At 74.5% G+C, this 13306-nt stretch carries 11 protein-coding genes and 1 pseudogene; 8 read left to right on the forward strand and 4 right to left on the reverse strand.

The features are described 5' to 3' along the window. Nucleotides 1-12 precede the first annotated feature (12 nt). The 4 genes and pseudogenes from hutH to HKK73_RS19255 all read right to left on the reverse strand — a co-directional run. The gene (gene hutH / locus HKK73_RS17795; protein WP_171468545.1) at nucleotides 13-1626 is read right to left on the reverse strand and encodes a histidine ammonia-lyase; all 1614 of its coding nucleotides are present in this window, start codon (nucleotides 1624-1626) and stop codon (nucleotides 13-15) included. 270 nt (nucleotides 1627-1896) lie between these two features. Beyond that, the gene (locus tag HKK73_RS17800; RefSeq protein WP_171468546.1) at nucleotides 1897-4281 is read right to left on the reverse strand and encodes an excinuclease ABC subunit UvrA; all 2385 of its coding nucleotides are present in this window, start codon (nucleotides 4279-4281) and stop codon (nucleotides 1897-1899) included. A 238-nt stretch (nucleotides 4282-4519) separates the two neighbouring features. Then, nucleotides 4520-4930: a VOC family protein gene (locus HKK73_RS17805; protein WP_031316030.1), complete on the reverse strand. Its 411-nt coding sequence runs from the start codon at nucleotides 4928-4930 to the stop codon at nucleotides 4520-4522. Between the two features lie 217 nt (nucleotides 4931-5147). Continuing rightward, a pseudogene (locus HKK73_RS19255) lies at nucleotides 5148-5540 on the reverse strand (helix-turn-helix transcriptional regulator); the annotation flags it as partial. On the opposite strand from HKK73_RS19255, the gene HKK73_RS17815 reads away from it, so the two are divergent. From HKK73_RS17815 to HKK73_RS17850, 8 genes are all read left to right on the forward strand, one after another. Next, nucleotides 5539-6321: an IclR family transcriptional regulator gene (locus HKK73_RS17815; protein WP_085387089.1), complete on the forward strand. Its 783-nt coding sequence runs from the start codon at nucleotides 5539-5541 to the stop codon at nucleotides 6319-6321. The pseudogene HKK73_RS19255 and the gene HKK73_RS17815 sit on opposite strands and share 2 nt — an antisense overlap. Nucleotides 6322-6566: 245 nt before the next feature. Then, on the forward strand, nucleotides 6567-7535 hold the full coding sequence (locus tag HKK73_RS17820) for a metal ABC transporter substrate-binding protein (protein ID WP_171468548.1): 969 nt from the start codon (nucleotides 6567-6569) through the stop codon (nucleotides 7533-7535). A 26-nt stretch (nucleotides 7536-7561) separates the two neighbouring features. Continuing rightward, nucleotides 7562-8296 carry a metal ABC transporter ATP-binding protein gene (locus HKK73_RS17825; protein WP_114553211.1) on the forward strand — a complete coding sequence of 245 codons (735 nt, stop codon included), beginning with the start codon at nucleotides 7562-7564 and terminating at the stop codon, nucleotides 8294-8296. Further along, nucleotides 8293-9165 carry a metal ABC transporter permease gene (locus HKK73_RS17830; protein WP_061267940.1) on the forward strand — a complete coding sequence of 291 codons (873 nt, stop codon included), beginning with the start codon at nucleotides 8293-8295 and terminating at the stop codon, nucleotides 9163-9165. Before HKK73_RS17825 ends, HKK73_RS17830 begins: the two co-directional genes overlap by 4 nt. Nucleotides 9166-9299: 134 nt before the next feature. Further along, nucleotides 9300-9800: a hypothetical protein gene (locus tag HKK73_RS17835; protein ID WP_114553213.1), complete on the forward strand. Its 501-nt coding sequence runs from the start codon at nucleotides 9300-9302 to the stop codon at nucleotides 9798-9800. Between the two features lie 76 nt (nucleotides 9801-9876). Beyond that, the gene (locus HKK73_RS17840) at nucleotides 9877-11535 is read left to right on the forward strand and encodes a bifunctional phosphatase PAP2/diacylglycerol kinase family protein (RefSeq protein WP_114553214.1); all 1659 of its coding nucleotides are present in this window, start codon (nucleotides 9877-9879) and stop codon (nucleotides 11533-11535) included. 170 nt (nucleotides 11536-11705) lie between these two features. After that, nucleotides 11706-12005 carry a hypothetical protein gene (locus HKK73_RS17845; RefSeq protein ID WP_137280943.1) on the forward strand — a complete coding sequence of 100 codons (300 nt, stop codon included), beginning with the start codon at nucleotides 11706-11708 and terminating at the stop codon, nucleotides 12003-12005. A gap of 195 nt (nucleotides 12006-12200) precedes the next feature. Next, nucleotides 12201-13292, forward strand: coding sequence for an LLM class flavin-dependent oxidoreductase (locus HKK73_RS17850; protein ID WP_171468549.1), 1092 nt, complete (start codon nucleotides 12201-12203; stop codon nucleotides 13290-13292). The last annotated feature ends 14 nt before the right edge of the window (nucleotides 13293-13306 follow it).

Raw genomic sequence — 13306 nt, forward strand, 5'->3', positions numbered from 1 at the left:
TCGGGCGGGAGGTCAGGCCAGGTGCCCGACGGCGGCGCTCGCCGCCGCGGTCACGGCACCCGTCGCGACGAGGTGGGTCACGGCCTCGATCTCGGGCGCGAGGTAGCGGTCCGGTCCGGGTCCCGCGGCGGCCGTGCGCACGAGGTCGCGCACGGCGCCGGTCCCCCGCGCGGGGTGCAGGGACCCGGCGTCGCAGCGGAGGTCGAGGGCGCGCGTCGCGGTGAGCAGCTCGATCGCGAGGACGCGGCCCAGCCCGTCGACGGCGCGGCGGAGCTTGCGCGCCCCGGCCCAGCCCATGGACACGTGGTCCTCCTGCATGGCCGACGACGGGATCGAGTCGACGCTCGACGGCACCGCGAGCCGCTTGAGCTCCGAGACGATCCCCGCCGCCGTGTACTGCGCGATCATCAGCCCGGAGTCGACGCCCGGGTCGTCGGCGAGGAACGGCGGCAGGCCCTCGTTGCGGGCCTTGTCGAGGAACCGGTCCGTGCGGCGCTCGCTCATGCTCGCGACGTCGGCCGCCGCGATCGCGAGGAAGTCGAGCACGTACGCGACCGGGGCCCCGTGGAAGTTGCCGTTCGACTCGACGCGCCCGTCCACCGTGACGACCGGGTTGTCGATCGCCGCCGCGAGCTCCCGGCGCGCGACGGCGGTCGCGTGGTCGAGCGTGTCGCGCGCGGCGCCGTGCACCTGGGGCGCGCACCGCAGCGAGTACGCGTCCTGCACCCGCGTGCACTCGGGCCGGCCGTCGGCGTCGAGCGTCCGGTGGCTCGCCACGACGGGCGAGCCGTCGAGCAGCGCGCGCAGGTTCGCGGCCGACGCCGCCTGGCCGGGGTGCGGCCGCATCGCCACGAGGTCGGCCGCGAACGGCGCGTCCGAGCCGAGCAGCGCCTCGACGCTCGCCGCGGCCGCGACGTCGGCCGTCGTGAGCAGGGACCGCAGGTCGTGCAGAGCGAGCGCGAGCATCCCGAGCATGCCGTCGGTGCCGTTGATGAGCGCGAGGCCCTCCTTCTCGCGCAGCGCGAGCGGCGCGATCCCGGCCGCGGCGAGCGCGTCCGCGGCGGGCACGACGGCTCCCGTCGCGTCCCGAACCTCGCCCTCGCCGAGCGCCGCGAGCGCCACGTGCGCGAGCGGCGCGAGGTCGCCCGAGCAGCCGAGCGAGCCGAACTCCCGCACCACGGGCGTGATCCCGGCGTCGAGCATCGCGGCGTACGTCTGCGCGACGACGGGGCGCGCCCCGGTCCGCCCGGTCGCCAGGGTCCCGAGCCGCAGGAGCTGCAGCGCCCGCACGACCTCGCGCTCGACCTCCGGCCCCGACCCCGCCGCGTGCGACCGCACGAGGCTCAGCTGGAGCTGTGCGCGCCGCTCGACCGGGATGTGGCGCCGCGCGAGCGCCCCGAACCCGGTCGAGACGCCGTAGTGCGGGCGGTCGTCGTCCGCGAGCCCTTCGACGACGGCGCGGCTCGCCGCCATCGCCTCGACCGCCGCGTCCGCGAGCCGGACGCGCGCGCCGTGCCGCGCGACGTCGACCACGTCGTCGATCGTCAGCGGGCCGTCGCCCACGACGACGACGCGCGCGGCGCGGGCCTGGTCGGAGACGGCCGGGGAGTGCGTCGTCGCTGCCATGCCCCCAGGACACACCGCGCCCCGCTATGACGGGAGCCCGCGGGGACGGGTTCAGTCTGGGATCCCAGACAATCGTCCATGTTCCCTCCCCGACCGCAGAAGCCGGCCCTCTACCGCAGCTACCGACGCCGCCGCCGCCGACGCCGACCAGGCCATCCCGGCGAGCCGAGCAGGCGGTCGTGGCGCGTCAGCTGCCCGGGACGCGCCACGATCACCTGTTCGGCACCGGGCGGGGGCGGGAGGGTCGGGCGGCGGCCGGGGGGCAGCGGGTCAGGCGTTTACGTAGGCCGCGAGGTGCTCGCCCGTGAGCGTGGAGCGGGCCGCCACGAGGTCGGCCGGGGTGCCCTCGAAGACGACGCGACCGCCGTCGTGCCCGGCGCCGGGGCCGAGGTCGATGATCCAGTCCGCGTGCGCCATGACCGCCTGGTGGTGCTCGATGACGATGACGGACTTGCCCGCGTCGACGATCCGGTCGAGGAGCCCGAGGAGGTTCTGCACGTCGGCGAGGTGGAGGCCGGTCGTCGGCTCGTCGAGCACGATCACGCCGCCCTTGTCGCCGAGGTGGGTCGCGAGCTTGAGGCGCTGACGCTCGCCGCCGGACAGCGTCGTGAGCGGCTGGCCGAGGCTCACGTACCCGAGGCCGACGTCGTCGAGACGTTCGAGGATCGCCGCGGCGGCCGGCACCTTGCCCTCGCCCGACGAGAAGAACGCGCGCGCCTTCGCGACCGGGAGGTCGAGCACGTCGGCGATGTTCAGCCCGCCGAGCGTGTAGTCGAGCACCGCGGCCTGGAACCGGCGGCCGCCGCAGTCCTCGCACGGGGTCGAGACGGTCTCCATGAAGCCGAGCTCGGTGTAGATGACGCCCGCGCCCTTGCACTCGGGGCACGCGCCCTCGGAGTTCGCGCTGAACAGGGCGGGCTTGACGCCGTTCGCCTTGGCGAAGGCCTTGCGGATCGGCTCCAGCAGGCCCGTATAGGTGGCGGGGTTGCTGCGGCGCGACCCCCGCACCGCGCTCTGGTCGATCGTCACGACGCCCTCGCGCCGCGACACCGACCCCTCGACGAGCGAGCTCTTGCCCGACCCGGCCACCCCGGTCAGCACGACGAGCACCCCGAGCGGGATGTCGACGTCCACGTCCTGCAGGTTGTGCGCGTCCGCGCCGCGGATCTCCAGCGCGCCCGACGGCGAACGCACCTCCTCCTTGAGCGTCGCGCGGTCGTCGAGGTGGCGCCCGGTGACGGTGTCGCTCGCGCGCAGCCCCTCGACCGTGCCCTCGAACGTCACCCGGCCGCCGGCCGTGCCCGCACCGGGGCCGAGGTCGACGACGTGGTCCGCGACGACGATCGTCTCCGGCTTGTGCTCGACGACGAGGACCGTGTTGCCCTTGTCGCGGAGCTGGAGCAGGAGGCCGTTCATGCGGTCGATGTCGTGCGGGTGCAGGCCGATGGTCGGCTCGTCGAAGACGTAGGTGACGTCGGTGAGCGACGACCCGAGGTGGCGCAGCATCTTGATGCGCTGCGACTCGCCACCCGAGAGCGTGCCCGACGGCCGGTCGAGGCTGAGGTAGCCCAGCCCGAGCTCGACGAACGACGCGAGGTTCTCGCCGAGGGCGTTGACGACGGGCGCCATGTGGGGGTCGTCCAGGTCGCGGATCCACGCCGCGAGGTCGGTGATCTGCATCGCGCACAGGTCCGCGATGTTGACCCCGCGGATCTTCGACGAGCGCGCCGACTCGGACAGGCGCGTGCCGCCGCAGTCGGGGCACGGCGCGAACGTCGCCGCGCGCTCGACGAACGCGCGGACGTGCGGCTGGAGCGCGTCGACGTCCTTGGAGAACATCGCCTTCTGGATCTTGGGGATCAGGCCCTCGTACGTGAGGTTGATGCCCGCCGCCTTGATCTTGGTGGGCTCCTTGTAGAGGAAGTCCTGCCGCTGCTGGTCGGTGAACTCCCGGATCGGCTTGTCGCCCGGGAAGAAGCCGGACTCGACGAACCCGCGCACCATCCACCCGTCGGCGGTGTACCCCGGGACCTTGATCGCGCCGTCGAGCAAGGACTTCGAGTCGTCGAAGATCTCCGTGAGGTCGAGGTCGGAGACGGACCCGCGGCCCTCGCACCGCGGGCACATGCCACCGTGGTAGATCGCGTTGCGGACGATCGTCTTCTCGCCGGTGGCGGACGTCATGATGCCGCTCGCCTTGCGCGCGGGGATGTTGAAGGAGAACGCCGTGGGCGGCCCCACCTGCGGCTCGCCGAACCGGCTGAACAGCACCCGCAGGATCGCGTTCGCGTCGGTCACCGTGCCCACCGTGGAGCGCGGGTTGGCGCCCAGCCGCTCCTGGTCCACGACGATCGCCGTCGTGAGCCCTTCGAGCACGTCGACGTCGGGGCGGTCCAGCGTGGGCATGAAGCCCTGGAGGAACGCCGGGTAGGTCTCGTTGATGAGGCGCTGCGACTCGGCCGCGACGGTGTCGAACACGAGCGAGCTCTTGCCCGACCCGGAGACGCCCGTGAACACCGTGAGACGCCGCTTGGGGATCTCGACGCTCACGTCCTGCAGGTTGTTCGCCCGCGCCCCCTGGACCCGGATGACGTCGTGCGCGTCGGGGTCCTGGCGCTCCGAGGTCGGGGTTCCCGTCGTCGTGGCCGTGCTCATGCGTGTCTCCTCGTCGTCGAGCCTCGTCGCGCGGTCGGAGGACCGGTCGACGGCACCGACCGCCCGCTCCCGGCAGCCCGGGGAGAGTCTGCCGGAGAGCCGGTCGGTCGGCGCGTGGATGGGTGCGGTGCGTGGACGTCCCGGGGTGAGGACCGGCCGGGCGGTCGGGACTCATCGCGCCGTCCGCGACGGCGGCGCGCAACCGGGGCGCCTGGACGGGACCGCGGCGGTGCGGAGGTCAGGAGCGCTGCTGGATGCGGATCTCGTTGCCCGCCGGGTCGCGGAACGCGCAGTCGCGCACGCCGTAGGGCTGGTCGATCGGCTCCTGCACGACCTCCGCCCCCGCGGCCTCGATCCGGGCGAACGTCTCGTCGACGTCGGGCGTCGCGAGGTTGACGCCGAAGTACGCGCCCTTGGCCACGATCTCCAGGAGGGCGCGCTTGTCGTCGTCGTTGAGGCCCGGCGTCGCGGCCGGCGGGTGCAGCACGATCGCGGTGTCCGGCTGGTCGGCCGGGCCCACGGTGATCCACCGCATCCCCTCGTAGCCGACGTCGTTGCGGACCTCGAAGCCGAGCACGTCGCGGTAGAACGCGAGCGACGCGTCGGGGTCGGTCTGGGGCAGGAAGCTGGAGTTGATGGTGAGGTTCATGAGAACGACGCTAGGACCGTCGTCCGGCCTGCGCTTCTCGATTCCTGACCGGTCGCGTGACGCGTCGCGCGACGCACGCCGGCATCCCGTCCAGCCGCTCCGCGCCGGGGACGGCGCCCGCCTCGGCGGCGGACACGGGGCCTGACGCGGCGCCGTGCGTGGTGCCCAGCGCCGCCGCGGCCGTCCGCGACTCCGCGGGAGCCGGGGACCCGGCGTCGGACTCGGCCGCGCGCCGTCGGTACACGCTCGGCGGCACGCCGACGAGCTCGGTGAAGCGCGTGCTGAACGTCCCCAGGGACGAGCACCCCACCGCGAAGCACACGTCCGTGACGCTCAGGTCGCCGCGACGCAGCAGCGCCTTCGCGCGCTCGATCCGCCGCGTCATGAGGTACGCGTACACCGACTCCCCGTACGCCGCCTTGAACTCGCGGCTGAGGTGCCCGGCCGACACGTGCACGCCGGCCGCGAGCGCCGTGACGTCGAGCGGCTGCGCGTACTCGCGGTCGATCCGGTCGCGCACGCGTCGCAGGCGTGCGAGGTCGCGCAGGCGCTGGTCGTCGGGCGTCGTCGTCACGCCTCGATCGTGCCACGGGCCTACCGTGGCCTCCATGCCGAGCGACGTCCCCGCCGCGCGCCAGGCCGTGCGCGTGCTCACGTTCCTCGCCGCGCAGGCGGGCCCGTCGCCCGCGGCCGCCGTCGCGCAGGGCCTCGGGCTGCCCCGCTCGACCGTCTACCACCTGCTGTCCGTCCTCGTCGACGAGGGGTTCGTGACCCACCTGCCCGAGGAGCACCGCTATGGGCTCGGGACGGCGTCGCTCGCGCTCGGGTCGGCGTACGCGCGGCAGGCGCCCCTCGCGCGGCTCGCGCGGCCCGTCGTCGCGCGCCTCGTCGAGTCGACCGGTGAGAGCGCGCACCTCGCCGTCCTCAACGGGCGCGAGGTCCTCTACCTCGTCGAGCAGCGCGCCCCGCGGCGCCCCACGCTCGTGACCGACGTCGACGTGCGCCTCCCCGCGCACCTCACCGCGAGCGGGCGCGCCGTCCTCGCCGGCCTCCCCGCGGCCCAGGTCCGCGCCCTCTTCCCCGGCGCCGCGGCGTTCGCCGACCGCACCGGCGTCGGGCCGCAGACCCTCGGCGCCCTGCGCGAGGTGCTGCGCGGCGTCCGACGGCGCGGCTGGGCCGAGGAGGACGGCGAGGTCACCCCGGGCCTCGCGTCCGTCGCGCACGCGGCCGTCGACCACACCGGGCTCCCCGTCGCCGGTATCGCCCTCACCTTCTGGGCCGACGACGCCCCGCCCGCCCGACGCGCGGAGCTCGCCGCCGCCGTCGGGCGCGCCGCCGCCGAGGTGAGCCGCCGCCTGGGCGCCCGCACCACTCCGACCACCCCGAGGTAGAGCCCCGGTACGCCGAGGTAGAGCTCTGGTCTGCCGAGGTAGAGCCCCGGTACGCCGAGGTAGAGCTCTGGTCTGCCGAGGTAGAGCCCCGGTCTGCCGAGGTAGAGCCCTGGTCTTCCCCCTCGCTGAACCAGGGCTCTACCTCGCGGGACCAGGGCTCTACCTCGCGGGACCTGGGCTCTACCTCGGCGGACCGGGTGGAAGCGGCGTTGCGTGCGGCCGACGTGCCGACTAGATTTTTCGGTATGCCGAACTTTCCGACGCGGAGGTCCGCATCCCGCGCTGCCGCAGCCGTCGCGCTCCTCGCCGCCGCGACGCTGAGCGGCTGCTCGAGCGCCACGGACGCGGGGGCGACCCCGCCCGACGACGGCCGGCCCGTCGTGCTCACGACGTTCACCGTGCTCGCCGACATGGCGGAGAACGTGGCGGGCGACCACCTGCGCGTCGAGTCGATCACCAAGGTCGGGGCGGAGATCCACGGCTACGAGCCGACGCCCGGCGACGTCCGCAAGGCGGCGGACGCCGACCTCATCCTCGACAACGGCATGGGGCTCGAGGCGTGGTTCGCTCGGTTCGTCGACGGGCTCGACGTGCCGCACGTCGTCGTCAGCGAGGGCGTCGAGCCCATCGCGCTCGGCGACGACACCGCCGAGGAGTACCAGGGCAAGGAGAACCCGCACGCCTGGATGTCGCCCGTGAACGCGCAGGTCTACGTGCAGAACATGGCCGACGCCTTCGCGGAGCTCGACCCGGCCCACGCCGACGACTACGCGGCGAACGCCGCGGCCTACTCCGCCGAGCTCGCCGCCGTGCACGACGAGCTCACGACGGCGCTCGACGCGCTGCCCGAGGGCCACCGCGCGCTCGTCACGTGCGAGGGCGCGTTCCCGTACCTCGCGCGCGACGCCGGGCTCGCGGAGAAGTACCTGTGGGCGGTCAACGCCGAGCAGCAGGCGACGCCGCAGTCGGTCGTCGGCGCCATCGAGTTCGTCGAGCAGCACGACGTCCCGGCCGTGTTCTGCGAGTCCACCGTCTCCGACGACGCGATGCAGCAGGTCGCGCGCGAGTCCGGCGCGGCGTTCGGCGGGACGCTCTACGTCGACTCCCTCTCGGCGCCCGACGGACCCGTGCCGACCTATCTCGACCTCCTGCGCCACGACACCGAGACCATCGTCGCGGGCCTCACCGGCACCACCGCGGGCGGTGACGCGTGAGCGCGGGCGGGCGGGCGCCGTCGGGCATGCCCGCGATCGACGTGCGCGACCTCACCGTCCACTACGGCGACGTCCTCGCGCTCGACGGCGCGACGCTCACGCTCGGGGCGTCGAGCGGGCGCGGGACGGTGTGCGGGCTCGTCGGCATGAACGGCTCGGGCAAGTCGACGCTGTTCAAGGCGGTCATGGGCATGGTCCGGCCGGACCGCGGCACCGTCCTGGTCGACGGCGCCCCCCCCGCGCGCGCCCGGCGCGCCCAGGCGGTGGGGTACGTGCCGCAGAGCGAGGACGTCGACTGGGCGTTCCCGCTGAGCGTGCGCGACGTCGTCATGACGGGCCGGTACGGCTACCAGGGCTTCACGCGGCGCACGCGGCCCGCGGACCGGGAGGCGGTCGAGCGCGCGCTCGCGCGCGTCGAGCTCACCGACCTGGCCGACCGGCAGATCGGCGCGCTCTCGGGCGGGCAGCGCAAGCGCGCGTTCGTCGCCCGGGGGCTCGCGCAGGGCGCGACGATCCTCCTGCTCGACGAGCCGTTCGCCGGCGTGGACAAGCGCACGGAGGCGACGATCACCACGCTGCTGCGCGAGCTCGCGGCCGGCGGGGCGACCGTCCTCGTCTCGACCCACGACCTGCACGCGCTGCCCGAGCTCGCCGACGAGGCGGTGCTGCTCCACCGCCGCGTCCTGCTGCACTCGACGCCCGCGGAGGTCCTGCGGCCCGAGAACCTCGCGCTCGCGTTCGGCGTGGAGGTGGCCCCGTGACCGACCTCCTCGCCACCCTCCTCGAGCCCCTGTCGTTCGAGTTCCTGCGCACCGCGCTCGCCGTCACGGTGACCGCCGGGATCGTGTGCGGCGTGCTGTCGTGCTGGCTCGTGCTCGTGGGCTGGTCCCTCATGGGCGACGCCGTCTCGCACGCCGTGCTGCCCGGCGTCGTGCTCGCGTACGTGGTGGGGGCGCCGTTCGCACTCGGCGCGCTCGTCTTCGGGCTGCTCGCGGTGCTGCTCATCGGCGCGGTGCGCGACACGTCGCGCGTCAAGGAGGACGCCGCGATCGGGGTCGTGTTCACGACGCTCTTCGCGCTCGGGCTCGTCCTCATCTCCGTGACGCCGAGCCAGACGGACCTCAATCACATCCTCTTCGGCAACCTGCTCGGGGTGTCGCGCGCGGACCTGCTCCAGGTGCTGGCGCTCGGCGCGGTGACGCTCGCGGTCGTCGTGCTCAAGCGGCGCGACCTCACGCTCTACGCGTTCGACCCGACGCACGCGCACGCGATCGGGCTCTCGCCCCGACGGCTCGGCGCGCTGCTGCTCGGCCTGCTCGCGCTGACGGTCGTCGTCGCGCTCCAGGCCGTCGGCGTGGTCCTCGTCGTCGCGCTGCTCATCACGCCCGGCGCGACGGCGTACCTCCTCACCGACCGCTTCTCGCGGATGCTGTGGATCTCGCCGCTCGTCGCGGCGGTGTGCGGGGTCGTGGGCATCTACGTCAGCTACTACCTCGACACGGCGTCGGGCGGGACGGTCGTCGTCGCGCTGGGCGTGGCGTTCGCGCTCGCCTACCTGTTCAGCCCGCGGCACGGGCTCGTCGGGACGCGCGTCGCGGCGGCCCGACGCCGTCGGCTCGCGCGCGTCTGACCGTCCGCTCCGGCGGACCGGAACCCGGTTCGGGCCGCCGGACCACGTCTCCTGCGTGCGCTGTGTGCGAAATCTCCATGAATTCGCCCTCGATTCCCTGGTGCTTCTCAGGTTCGCCCGGGAGACTTGTCGCCATGTCAGCGAGGACGAGCGAGCCCACGACGCCGCAGCGCACGCGCACGTCTGCCCGGTTCGCCGCGGCGAGCCTGCTCGCGCTGTCCATGATGCTGCCGATGTGCTCGACGGCGAGCGCCGCCGAGGTCCAGCAGCTCATCGCCGACGCGCAGGTCCAGACGGAGACCATCGGGAACGACCTCGACCGCGTGCACGCCCAGCTCCCCGCCCTGCACCCCGTGCTCCGCAACGACGTGCTCGACGCCGTCGAGTCGGTCCAGGCCGCGACGGACGAGGCCCGCTCCGCGCTCGAGCGCGCGACCGACGACGACGAGGCGGCCGACGGGCGCGCCGCCGTCGCGCTCGCCGACGCCCAGGTCGCGCTCGACGCGGCGTCCGCCCAGCTCCGCTACGTGACGGACCTCGCGCACGACGCGGGCGAGGGCGTGGCCGTCGCGCTGGAGCGCCTGCAGGCGCACATCGACACGCTCCGCGGCGAGACGAGCCGCGCGGGGGCCTGAGCCCGGCCACGCGGCCCACGCGGGCCCGGAGCGCCGTCGCCGCGCGGTCCTCGACCGCCCTTCCTACGATGGCGAGATGCCTCGTGTCACCGGGATCGTCAAGCCGCACGAGGCGCTCCCCGGCGTCGCCCGCCTCGACCGCGCGGTGAACCGCTGGACGAACCGCCGCGCGTTGGGGGCCGCGGCCGACACCGCGCTCTCCCGGCTCTCGACGTGGGCCGACCACAGCGTGCTGTGGGCCGGGGCCGCGGTCGGGATCGCCGCCACCGGGCGGCGCGGGCGCGACGCCGCCCTGCGCGGCTACGGCTCGCTGCTCGTGTCGAGCGTCCTGGCGAACGTCGTCGGCAAGACCGTGTTCGGGGGCGTGCGCCCGTCGCTCGACGGCCTTCCCCTGTGGCGGCGCGTGGCGGACCCGCCGACGTCGCCCTCGTTCCCGTCGGGCCACTCGGCGTCGGCCGCCGCGTTCGTCACGGGCGTCGCCATCGAGTGGCCGACGGTCGGGCTGGCGCTCACGCCGCTCGCCGGGGCCGTCCTGTACTCGCGCCTGCACACGGGCTCGCACTGGTTCTCGGACGTCGCCGCGGGCGCGGCGCTGGGCGTCGGGGTCGCGCTCGCGGGTCGGGTGCTCGTCCCCGGCCGTGCCGAGCAACGCCCCGACGTCCCGGCGGGGCCGCCCGCGGACGTCCCCGCGCTCGACGACGGCGCGGGCCTCTTCGTCGTCGTCAACCCGGCGGCGGGCTCGGGCCGGCTGCTCAAGGAGGACCCGCTCGCGGCGGTCCGCGACGGACTTCCCCGCGCCGACCTCCACGTGCTCGCCGAGGGCGACGACCTGCGCCGTCTGTACGACGACGCCGTCGCGCGGGGCGCCCGCGCGCTCGGCATCAGCGGTGGTGACGGCACGGTGTCGACCGCGGCCGCGGCAGCGCGCGCGCACGACCTCCCGCTCGCCGTGCTCCCCGGCGGCACCCTCAACCACTTCGCGCGCGCGGCCGACCTCACGTCGATGCGCGCGACGATCGAGGCGGTGCGGACGGGCTCGGGCGTGACGATCGACGTCGCGGACCTCGAGGTCGACGGGGTCGACGGACCGCCCCGCACCGTGCTCAACACCTTCTCGGCCGGTGTCTACCCGGAGCTCGTCACCGAGCGCGAGAAGCACGAGCACCGGCTCGGCAAGTGGCCGGCGGCCGTCCTCGCGGCGGCGCGCGTGCTGCGGCGCGCGCACCGGGTGCGCATGGAGGTGGACGGGCACGAGGGCGAGTACTGGTCGCTGTTCGCGGGAGTCAACCGCTACTACCCGCAGAGCCTCGCACCGGTCGAGCGGCACCGCCTCGACGACGGCGTCCTCGACGTCCGCACGGCCCGGGCCGAGCGGCGCGCGAGCCGGCTGCGCACGTTCCTCGAGGTCGCGGCGGGCGACGCGGGGACGCGCGTCGCGCGGCGCGTGCCCGGGGTGCGGGGGCACCTCGTGGTCGACGCGACGTCCGTCCCGGCCCTGGAGCTCCGCTTCCCCGCGCGCGGCGCGGTCGTCGGGCCCGACGGCGAGGCCGTCACGACGGGCCGCTCCCCCGACGCCGAGCCCGGGCACCCCGGGTCGCCGCCCGTGGTGCTCGCGCACGACGGCGAGACGCTCTCGCTCGACGACGTCGCCCCCACCGGGCCGGTCACCGTCCGTCTCACCATGCGGCGCGGAGCGCTGCGTCTCTACGCCCCGAGCGACCCGACGGCGGGCTGATCCGCCCGGCCTGTCCTGTATGTCCTGTGTTCACGTCACCCGGGGAGAACTCCCCCTGTTCACGCACAGGCGTCATGCCCCACAATGAGCCCCGCAGTCGCGCGGACGGCACCCCGTCCGCGCCCCGTCCGGACTCGACCACGTCGGCCCCACCAGAAAGCAGAAGAACCATGGCCCAGCAGTACCCCGCCGCCCCGCAGGCCCACGCCGGCTACTCGGCCCCGATCGAGGACCCGGGCAAGACCCTCGGCATCGTCGGCTTCGTCCTCGCGTTCGTCTTCGCGGTCGCCGGCATCGTCGTCAGCGCGATCGCGCGCAAGAAGAGCAAGGAGGCGGGCTTCGACAACCAGCTCGCCAAGTGGGGTCTCATCCTCAGCATCGTCTTCACCGTGCTCGGCGCCATCGGCTTCGTCATCTACATCGTCGCCATCGCGGCGCTCGTCGCGAGCGGCGACGTCTCGACGTACTGACGTCCCCGCCGGTCCGCCGGCGCGGCACCGACGGCCGTCGTCCCACCCGGGGCGGCGCCCGTCGTCGTCCCTGCGACGGCCGCCCGCGGACGGGTCGCGGAAGATCCACGGACCGGGCACGGTTGAGACGCGCACGACCGCGCCACCGGTGAGAGCACCGGCCCCCCGACGGTCGCCCGACCGCAGGAGCAGAACATGACCGACGAGACGACCTCCCCGATCCCCGCCGAGCGCGCGACGGCCGCACCGGAACCCGCGACGGTCGAGCTCGGGCTCGACACCTTCGGCGACGTGACCGCCGGGGCGGACGGCGTGCTCCTCAGCGGGGCGCGCACCATCCGCGACGTCGTCGAGGAGGCGGAGCTCGCGGACCAGGTCGGCGTCGACTTCTTCGGCGTCGGGGAGCACCACCGCGCGGACTTCGCCATCAGCGCGCCCGAGGTGGTGCTCGCCGGGATCGCGACGCGGACGTCGCGCATCCGCCTCGGCTCCGCGGTGACCGTGCTCAGCTCCGACGACCCGGTGCGCGTCTTCGAGCGGTTCTCGACGCTCGACGCGCTGTCCGGCGGGCGCGCGGAGGTCATCCTGGGGCGTGGGTCGTTCATCGAGTCGTTCCCGCTGTTCGGCTACGACCTCGCCGACTACGAGGTGCTGTTCGAGGAGAAGCTCGACCTGTTCGTCCACCTGCTCGACGAGGGCCCGGTCACGTGGTCGGGCACGACGCGCGCCGGGCTCGCCGACCAGGAGGTCTGGCCCAAGACCGAGAGCGGGCGCCTGCGCACGTGGGTCGGTGTCGGCGGCTCGCCCGAGTCGGTCGTGCGGACCGCGCGGCACGGGCTGGGGCTCATGCTCGCGATCATCGGCGGCGAGCCCGAGCGGTTCCGCCCCTACGTGGACCTCTACCACCGCGCGGTCGAGGAGCTCGGCACCCCGGTGCTGCCGATCGGCGTGCACTCGCCCGGCCACGTCGCCGACACCGACGAGCAGGCCCAGGAGGAGGTCTACGAGCACTTCGCGGCGATGAACAACCGGATCGGGCGCGAGCGCGGCTGGCCCGCGTACCACCGCGGGCGGTTCGCCCACGACGTGCGCGACGGCTCGCTCTACGTCGGCTCGCCCGAGACCGTGTCCCGCAAGATCGCCCGCACCGTCCGCCTCCTCGGCGCGGGCCGGTTCGACCTCAAGTACTCGACCGGCACGCTCCCCCACTCGACGATGCTGCGCAGCATCGAGCTCTACGGCACCCAGGTCATCCCCCGCGTCCGCGAGCTCCTCGCGGAGCACTGACTCCCACCGATCGC

This window comes from Cellulosimicrobium sp. 72-3, assembly GCF_013127315.1.
Taxonomy (GTDB): Bacteria; Actinomycetota; Actinomycetes; order Actinomycetales; family Cellulomonadaceae; genus Cellulosimicrobium; species Cellulosimicrobium funkei.

Bases quoted from the DNA above. Each gene is read 5' to 3' on its own strand.
- hutH (WP_171468545.1), bottom strand. From the start codon at position 1,626: ATGGCAGCGACGACGCACTCCCCGGCCGTCTCCGACCAGGCCCGCGCC.
- HKK73_RS17800 (WP_171468546.1), bottom strand. From the start codon at position 4,281: ATGAGCACGGCCACGACGACGGGAACCCCGACCTCGGAGCGCCAGGAC.
- HKK73_RS17805 (WP_031316030.1), bottom strand. From the start codon at position 4,930: ATGAACCTCACCATCAACTCCAGCTTCCTGCCCCAGACCGACCCCGAC.
- HKK73_RS17815 (WP_085387089.1), top strand. From the start codon at position 5,539: ATGCCGAGCGACGTCCCCGCCGCGCGCCAGGCCGTGCGCGTGCTCACG.
- HKK73_RS17820 (WP_171468548.1), top strand. From the start codon at position 6,567: ATGCCGAACTTTCCGACGCGGAGGTCCGCATCCCGCGCTGCCGCAGCC.
- HKK73_RS17825 (WP_114553211.1), top strand. From the start codon at position 7,562: ATGCCCGCGATCGACGTGCGCGACCTCACCGTCCACTACGGCGACGTC.
- HKK73_RS17835 (WP_114553213.1), top strand. From the start codon at position 9,300: ATGTCAGCGAGGACGAGCGAGCCCACGACGCCGCAGCGCACGCGCACG.
- HKK73_RS17840 (WP_114553214.1), top strand. From the start codon at position 9,877: ATGCCTCGTGTCACCGGGATCGTCAAGCCGCACGAGGCGCTCCCCGGC.
- HKK73_RS17845 (WP_137280943.1), top strand. From the start codon at position 11,706: ATGGCCCAGCAGTACCCCGCCGCCCCGCAGGCCCACGCCGGCTACTCG.
- HKK73_RS17850 (WP_171468549.1), top strand. From the start codon at position 12,201: ATGACCGACGAGACGACCTCCCCGATCCCCGCCGAGCGCGCGACGGCC.